Origin of the sequence: Aureimonas sp. N4 (genome assembly GCF_001463925.1) — a bacterium.
In the GTDB taxonomy this organism is placed as follows: Bacteria; Pseudomonadota; Alphaproteobacteria; order Rhizobiales; family Rhizobiaceae; genus Aureimonas; species Aureimonas ureilytica_A.
Genome location: NZ_BBWS01000024.1, coordinates 22,382 through 28,541 on the forward strand (window position 1 = coordinate 22,382; position 6,160 = coordinate 28,541).

The 6,160-nt window shown below is 64.8% G+C and carries 6 protein-coding genes; all 6 read right to left on the bottom strand.

Features of this window, described 5'->3' with window-relative positions:
* Positions 1 to 19: 19 nt before the first annotated feature.
* Positions 20 to 1,123 (bottom strand): substrate-binding domain-containing protein, encoded by a 1,104-nt coding sequence (locus AUL28_RS07905; protein WP_058600444.1) that lies wholly within the window; start codon positions 1,121 to 1,123, stop codon positions 20 to 22.
* Between the two features lie 63 nt (positions 1,124 to 1,186).
* A complete protein-coding gene (locus AUL28_RS07910; protein ID WP_062231481.1) occupies positions 1,187 to 2,131 on the bottom strand; it encodes an ABC transporter permease in 945 nt (314 codons plus the stop codon).
* 14 nt (positions 2,132 to 2,145) lie between these two features.
* On the bottom strand, positions 2,146 to 3,099 hold the full coding sequence (locus AUL28_RS07915; protein WP_058600446.1) for an ABC transporter permease: 954 nt from the start codon (positions 3,097 to 3,099) through the stop codon (positions 2,146 to 2,148).
* A complete protein-coding gene (locus AUL28_RS07920; RefSeq protein WP_062231483.1) occupies positions 3,096 to 4,604 on the bottom strand; it encodes a sugar ABC transporter ATP-binding protein in 1,509 nt (502 codons plus the stop codon). The genes AUL28_RS07915 and AUL28_RS07920 overlap by 4 nt, the downstream gene beginning before the upstream one ends.
* Positions 4,594 to 5,319 (bottom strand): SDR family oxidoreductase, encoded by a 726-nt coding sequence (locus AUL28_RS07925; protein ID WP_062231485.1) that lies wholly within the window; start codon positions 5,317 to 5,319, stop codon positions 4,594 to 4,596. The genes AUL28_RS07920 and AUL28_RS07925 overlap by 11 nt, the downstream gene beginning before the upstream one ends.
* Before the next feature lie 45 nt (positions 5,320 to 5,364).
* On the bottom strand, positions 5,365 to 6,160 hold a 796-nt coding region (locus AUL28_RS07930; RefSeq protein ID WP_062231493.1), incomplete at its 5' end, for a zinc-binding dehydrogenase.

The following is a 6,160-nucleotide window of genomic DNA, read 5'->3' on the forward strand; positions in this document are numbered from 1 at the left end:
AGCCGCGCCATGTTCGGTTTTAGAAGTCGAAGTTGTTGATGTCGGCCTTGGTGAAGACCTTCGGCGCGCCGAGCAGAATCTGGCTCTGGTTGACGATCTGGAGATCGCCCAGACGCCCGGCCTTGAAGCTCGTGTCACCCGGCTTCAACGTGCCGTCCGCAACCGCGCGCATGGCGAGGCCTGCCGCATAGCCGAGATCCACCGTCGACCAAAGCACGGTCGACTTGATGCAGTCGCCGTTGATATAGGGCTTCATCGCGTTGGGGAGGGCGAGGCCGACCACCGACACCTTGCCGCAGAGCTTGTTCTGCTGAACGGCTTCGGCGGCGGCGGGCGTCGCGACCGAGGTCATGCCGAGGATGCCCTTCAACTCGTCGCCATATTTGTTGATCAGCGTCTGCGCCTGGTTGAAGGACAGGATGTTGTCCTCCTGCGCTTCCACCGTCTCCAGGAACTTCAGCTTCGGGTGGCACTTCTCGGCATAGCCCTGCATCTCGCTGATCCAGCGGGACTGGTTGGGCGTCGTGAAGGTCGAGGTGACGATCGCGAAGGAGGCGTCTTCACCGACTTCCGAAGCGAGCTGATCGATGAGCGCCTTGGCGACGCCGTTCGGCTGCGCCTGATTGACGAACCACTGACGCGCATCGGCTTCTGCATCCGCGTCATAGCCGACGACGTTGATGCCGGCTTCCAGCGCACGCTTCAGAACCGGCGCGATAGCCACGGGATCGTTCGCGGCGAAGAGAATGCCGTCCACGCCCGACGTGATGTAATTGTCGATGAAGGTGATCTGCTCGTCGATATTGGCCTTGGTCGGACCGTCGGTCGTGACGGTCATCGAGCCTGTTTCCTTGGCGGCTTCCTGAATGCCCTGCGCAGTCGAGTTGAAATAGCCAACGCCCACGAGCTTCGGAATATCGACCACCTTGAGCGGCTTGCCCTTGCGATCGGGCGCGCCGGTCGGCGTGCCGCCATTGTATTCGCCAGGGGGAACGGGCGTGACCGAGGCGTCGCAGGCGAGCGGATTGGCCGGCGCGCCGTCGCCGCCGGTCCAGGCGCTCTGCGCCATGGCCGGGGCGGTGAGAAGGCTGGTGCCCAGAAGCAGGGCGAGCATGGTGCGCATTGTTAGTCCTCCCAAATGGAACGGTTGTGAACCGACCCCCTCCCGAGGGGCCGAAGGCCACTCTCAATCGCTGGAATAGCGACGAAGAAGATTGGAAACGAGAACGGCCGCGATCAGCACGAACCCGATGATGACGATCGTGCCGTCGCCTTTGACGCCCGACAGCGCGAGGCCGTTCTTCAGAACCTGCACGAGGCACAGGCCGATCAGCGTCCCGACCACGAGCCCGCGCCCGCCGAAGATCGAGGTGCCACCGAGAACCACCGCAGTGATCACGTCGAGTTCGATGCCCGTGCCCATGTCCGAGCGCGTGGTCGAGACCCGAGACACGAAGACGAGGGCGGCAAGCGCCGAGACGAAGCCCGAAGCCGAGTAGATCAGCAGCTTCGTGCGCACCACGTCGATGCCCGAAAACTCCGCGCCCATCTCGTTGTTGCCGATGGCATAGGTGGCGCGGCCGAAGGCCGTGAAGCGCAGGATGAAGAAGCCGACGAGGGCGACGATGGCGAGAAGCCAGAGCTGCGTCGGCACGCCTAGAACATTGCCCTGACCCAGTACGAAGAACCAGGACGGGTAGCCCCGGATCGACTGTGCCTGGCTGATGCCTTCCGCCAGACCGCGATAAAGGGCGAGCGTCGCCAGCGTCGCAATCAGAGGTGGCACGCGGAAGCGGGTGACGATCAGCCCGTTCACGAACCCGGCGAGCGTGCCGACCACGAGGCAGAGCACCATGGCAACGGGCAGGGGCAAGCCGAGCGTCTTCCAGAACACGCCGACCAGAATGGCGCAGAGGCCGAGGATGGAGCCGACCGAGAGATCGATGCCGCCCGTGATGATGACAAAGGTCATCACCACCGCGATCAGCCCGACCTCGGTCATCAGGCGACCCTGATTGAGAAGATTGGCGGCGGTGAAGAAGCGCTCGTTGTCGACGGCGAGAACCGCGAGTGCGACAGCGAGAATGAAGGCCAGAAGCGCCTCGTGGCGGAGAAGGGAGCGAAGAGCCATGATGATATCCCCCCTCAGCCCGTCCGCCCGCGCCGCGCCATGTCGATGAGCACGGTGGCGAGGATCAGAATCCCCTGAACCGCGCGCAGCCAGTAGGCCGAGACGTTCAGGAAAATCAGCGACGAGCCGATCGCGGCGAAGAGAATGGCCGCCAGCGTCGAGCCGGTCACCGTGCCGATGCCGCCTAGGATCGAGACGCCGCCGACCACCGAAGCCGTGATGATGATGAGTTCGAGCCCGTTCGGAACAGTGGACTGGATGACCTGAAGCTGCGTCGCGAAGAGAATGGCAGATACCCCAGCGATCATGCCGTGAATGGTGAAGACCTTCACGATCGTTCGGTTATAGGGGATGCCCTCGGCTTCCGCCGCCTCGCCATTGCCGCCAACCGCATAGATCGAGCGCCCGAAGGCGGTGGAGCGCAAGAGGAAAGCCGCGACGATCGTCATCACCACCATGAACCAGACGGGCGAGGGGATGTCGAAAAGGCGAAATTGCGCAAGCTGGAACTCGGGTGGCAGACCGGAAATCCAGGCGCCGCCTGTGGCCGTGATGAGCCCGCCGCGCAGGATCGAGAGCATGGCGAGTGTCGCGATGATCGAGGGCACCTTGAGATAGGCGATGACGGCGCCGAGCAGCGCATTGACCGCCCCGCCGATCAAGACGGGCAGGAGCCAGGCCACCCAGACGGGATAGCCGTTGGTGACGAGAAGGCCGCTGACCGTCGCCAAAACCCCGATCAGCGCGCCGACGGACACGTCGATATGGCCGGAGATGATGACCATGGACATGCCGATCGCCGCGACCGCGATATAGGCGTTGCCGACGAAGATCGAGGTCAGGTTGTTCTGCGAGACAAAGCGCGGGTTGAGCCAGCCGACGACGAGAAACAGAGCGACGATGGCCAGCAGCAGCAGGATTTCCTGCCCAGAGCCGGACAGGCGGCGGGAAAGCGAAGGGCCGGTCATGCGGCGTGTCCCGTCATCATCGCCGAGCCGACCACCTCGGGCGTCGCCTCGCTGCGTGGCAGAATCGCGGACATGCGCCCGCCATTCATCACCAGCACGCGGTCGCTCATGCCGAGCACCTCCGGCAATTCGCTGGAGATCATGATGATGGCGAGCCCTTGGGCGGCGAGTTGGTTCATCAGCTTATGGATTTCGGTCTTGGCGCCGACATCGACGCCGCGCGTCGGCTCATCGAGAATGAGAATGCGAGGATCGGTGGCGAGCCATTTGGCGATCACCACCTTCTGCTGATTGCCGCCCGACAACTGGGCGACGACTTGCCCGGGGCCGCGTGCGCGGATCGCGAAACGCTGGATGGCGTCGGCTGCGATCGTCGTTTCGCGCGTGGTATCGACCACGCCGCGCCGGGTGAGACGGTTCAGGATCGCCATGGACACGTTTTCGCGGATCGTCTGCGGGCGCACGAGGCCGTGCTGGGCGCGGTCCTCCGGCACATAGGCAATACGATGGGCGATGGCCTCGCGCACGCTGCCGACCGTGACCGCTTGTCCGTCGATCAGGATGTCGCCCGAGGTCGCCGGCGTCACGCCGAAGATGGTTTGCGCCAGCTCCGTTCGCCCCGAGCCGACGAGACCGGCAATGCCGAGAATCTCGCCCGCGCGCACGGAAAAGGACACATCGCTGACCTTACCGGCATGAGCGAGATTCTTGACCTCCAGCACCGTTTCGCCGAGCGGAATCGTGTCCTTGGGGAAGAGCTGGTGAATGTCGCGGCCGACCATCATGGAGACGAGGGCGGCTTCGGTCACGTCATTGGCGGCGCGCGTGTCGATCGTCTTGCCATCGCGCAACACCGTGATGCGGTCCGAGATTTCGAAAATCTCGTTCATGCGGTGGCTGACATAGACGATGCCGACACCCTCCGCCCGCAGCGAGCGCACGACATCGAGCAGCCGACGCACATCGGCCTCGGCCAGCGCGGCCGTCGGCTCGTCCATGATGAGAACGCGCGCGTCGCGCGACAGGGCGCGGGCGATCTCGACGCGCTGCCGGTTGGCGACCGAGAGGCGGGAGACCTTCTCGTCCACATCCAGATCGGGGCAGTCGAGCCGATCCAGAATGGCGCGCGCCTTGCGGCGCATCTCGTTCCAGTCGATCAGGCCGCGCCCGGTCTTGGGCGCATGGCCGAGAAAGATATTCTCAGCGACCGTCATCGCCGGAAACAGAAGGAGCTCCTGATGGACGACGGCGATGCCGGACGCCTTCGCCTCGCCGGGGCCGGAAAAGCGTACGGGCGCGCCGTCCACTTCCACCGTGCCGGAATTGGGCTGATGGGCCCCCGACATGAGGCGGATCATGGTGGACTTGCCCGCGCCATTCTCGCCCATCAGAGCGTGGACCTCGCCGGCGCGCAGATCGAAATCGACGCCGCGCAGCACCTGGACCGGGCCGAAGGACTTCTCGACGCCACGCAGCGCGATGATGGGCGCGGCGTCAGTTGGCAAGGAAGCCTCCGTCGATCGGCAGCGTCACGCCGGTCAGCATGGCGGCCGCGTCGCTCAAGAGGAACAGGATGACCTCCGCCACGTCCTCGGTTTCGGCGAAACGACCGATCGGTGTGCGTGCCAGCATGGGGCCGCCCTTCTCCGGCGCTTCCCAGGCGACGCGGGCGAGATCGGTCAAGGTAATGCCGGGCGCCACGGAATTGACGCGAATGCCGTGCGGCCCCAACTCGTTCGCCATGACCCGCGTCAGCCCGTCCATCGCGCCCTTCGAGGCGCAATAGGCGGCGTGATCGCGAAAGCCGAGAAAGGACGAGATGGACGAGACGTTGACGATTGCGCCCTTGGCCTTGCGGGCGACCAGATCCCTCGCGAAGACCTGCGAGACGATGGCGGCCGAGCGCACGTTCACGGCCTGAACCGTGTCGAAGGACTCGTCCTTCATCTCGAGGAACGGTTCGAGAATGTTGATGCCCGCACAATTGACCAGCATGTCGGCCGGCATGGCCTCGGCGGTGATCCGACGTGTCTCCGCGGCGTTGCCGAGATCGACGCTGAGGCCGCGCGCGCCTGTCTCGGCGGCGAGACTGTTGAGATCGGCCTGTGAACGCGATAGCGCCACAACCTTGGCGCCGCGTTGCGTCAGAAGCTCCACCGTGCGCCGGCCGATGCCCTTGCCTGCGCCCGTGACGATGACGGTCTTACCTTCGAAATTCATAGGGCTCCTCCCAAAGCTTTCGTGATCGCGGCCGGTAGGCCGGCGCTATGCGCCGGGGAGACCCATGGTGATCTGCATCTTGACCTGTCCCTTGGGGGCGGACGCGGCGTCCTGAAACGCCTCGACGCTCTTCTCGAACGGATAGGTCCGCGTGATGAGGGGCGAGACGTCGATCGCGCCGGAGGCCAGCATCGCCACGCATCGCGGGAAGACATGGGCGTAGCGGAACACATGCTCGACCCGTGCTTCCTTCAGCATGGCGGCCGACACGTTATAGGCGGGGTTGGACAGCGGGATGCCGACGAAGACCACCACGCCGCCGGGACAGAGCGGTTCGAAAATATCGGCGATCGCCCGCTCGGAGCCGGCGCATTCGTAGATCACATCCGCGCCCCAACCCTCGGTGCGGGCCTTCACGACCTCGGCTAGGTTTTCGCGCGACACGTTGACAGTGGAGACCGAGCCGAGCTTGCGAGCGATCTCAAGCTTCGTGTCGTCCACATCGCTGACGATCACATGCGCGCAGCCGCCTGCGAGCGCGGCGAGCACCGTGACAAGGCCGATCGGTCCGGCGCCGATCACGACCGCGATATGGCCGGGCGCGGCCTTGGCCTTGGTGACAGCATGAACGCCCACCGCCAAGGGTTCCACCATGGCGGCGGCAGCGAACGTCACGTTATCGGGTAGTTTGAAGGTGAAGGCTTCCGGATGCACGACGCTCGGGCGCAACACGCCATGGATCGGCGGTGTGGCCCAGAAGCGCACGGCGGGATCGAGATTGTAGAGGCCAAGCCGCGTCGCGCGCCCGTTCGGATCGGGAATGCCGGGCTCCATGCAGACG

What these genes read in the sequence shown, in the direction of transcription:
- AUL28_RS07905 (WP_058600444.1), bottom strand. Translation starts at nt 1,123, where the DNA reads ATGCGCACCATGCTCGCCCTGCTTCTGGGCACCAGCCTTCTCACCGCC.
- AUL28_RS07910 (WP_062231481.1), bottom strand. Translation starts at nt 2,131, where the DNA reads ATGGCTCTTCGCTCCCTTCTCCGCCACGAGGCGCTTCTGGCCTTCATT.
- AUL28_RS07915 (WP_058600446.1), bottom strand. Translation starts at nt 3,099, where the DNA reads ATGACCGGCCCTTCGCTTTCCCGCCGCCTGTCCGGCTCTGGGCAGGAA.
- AUL28_RS07925 (WP_062231485.1), bottom strand. Translation starts at nt 5,319, where the DNA reads ATGAATTTCGAAGGTAAGACCGTCATCGTCACGGGCGCAGGCAAGGGC.